The organism is Pseudomonas sp. NPDC089407, from assembly GCF_044900445.1.
GTDB lineage: Bacteria > Pseudomonadota > Gammaproteobacteria > Pseudomonadales > Pseudomonadaceae > Aquipseudomonas.
On record NZ_JBJDNB010000080.1, the window covers coordinates 1 to 1362 of the forward strand.

The 1362-nt window shown below is 56.7% G+C and carries 1 protein-coding gene; it reads right to left on the reverse strand.

Translation table 11 applies throughout. The annotated features are described in order from the left end of the window. Positions 1–62: 62 nt before the first annotated feature. Entirely contained in the window at positions 63–1310 is a 1248-nt protein-coding gene (locus ACI2KG_RS29055) for an IS256 family transposase (protein WP_404664250.1), read from the reverse strand. Between the last annotated feature and the right edge of the window lie 52 nt (positions 1311–1362).

Consider the following 1362-nt stretch of genomic DNA (forward strand, 5'->3'; position numbering starts at 1 on the left):
GGAACTGTCAGATTTTTTGTGTGCGGGCCGGTAACGGCCTGCCGCCAGGCAGGCCCTGATTTTCACCAGGTTGGCCTGATGAACCGATCTCCGTACAAAATCGCAAATTGATTCATCGCGCTTTTCCAATCATGGGCCGGTTTTCCCCAATTGGCTGTTATGTTGCGCAATCCCAGCCAAATCAGTTTGGTCGCTGCGTCATCATTTGGGAAATGCCCGCGAGTCTTGATGACCTTGCGTAGCTGGGCGTTGATGCTCTCGATGGCGTTGGTGGTGTAAATCACTTTCCGGATGGCCGGTGGGAAGACGAAAAATGGAATCACGCGATCCCAAGCCCGTCTCCAAGCGGCCACCACCGTTGGATATTTCTTACCCCACGGCCCGTTCTCGAACTCATCGAGTGCCTGCTCAGCCGCTTCGGCGTTGATGGCCTGGTAGATCGGCTTGAGCTCCTTGGCCAGTGCCCGCCGCTTATCCCAGGCCGCAAAGTCCAAGCTGTTGCGGATCAGATGCACGATGCACGTCTGCAGCGTCGTCTCTGGAAACACCGCGCTGAGAGCCTCTGGCATACCTTTGAGGCCATCGGTCACGGCAATCAGAACATCCTCAACACCACGCGTCTTGAGGTCGTTGAAGACCTTCATCCAGAACTTCGCACCTTCGGTGTTCTCGATCCAGATGCCTAGGATATCGCGGGTTCCGTCGGGTAGAACGCCCAGCGCCAGGTAGATGGCCTTGTTGCGCACCAGACCTTCTTCGCGGATCTTCACCCGCAGTGCATCAAAGAAAATGACCGGGTACATCGGCTCCAGGGGCCGCTGTTGCCACGCGCCGATTTCGTCCATGACCTCGTCTGTCACAGAGCTGATGAAGTCCGGCGAAACGTCTGTGCCGTACTGCTCGGACAGAAACGCCCGGATCTCCCTGACCGTCATTCCACGGGCGTACATGGCGATGATCTTGTCATCGAAACCGGTGTACCGCCGCTCATGCTTGGGGATCAGAATGGGTGCAAAACTGCCGTCCCGATCACGGGGAATTTCCAGTCGCAGCGGGCCATCGCCGGTCAAAATCGTCTTGCCACTCTTGCCGTTACGCTGGTTGGTCTCATCCTCTGGGCGCTGCGCGCCCGACGGATAGCCCAGGTGGTGGCCAAGCTCGGCATGCAGAGCACGCTCGATCAAGGCCTTCTTGAATGCCGCAGAGGCATCTTCGATAGCTTCTGCGGTCATCAGGCCCTCACCGAATTGCTCCAGCAGCTCTTTGGGAATTTTGGGCAGGTCACGCAAGGTTTTCTTTTTGGTTGGCATACATGCACCTCTTACTCATGTTATGCCCGAACACAAAATTTCTGACACCCTC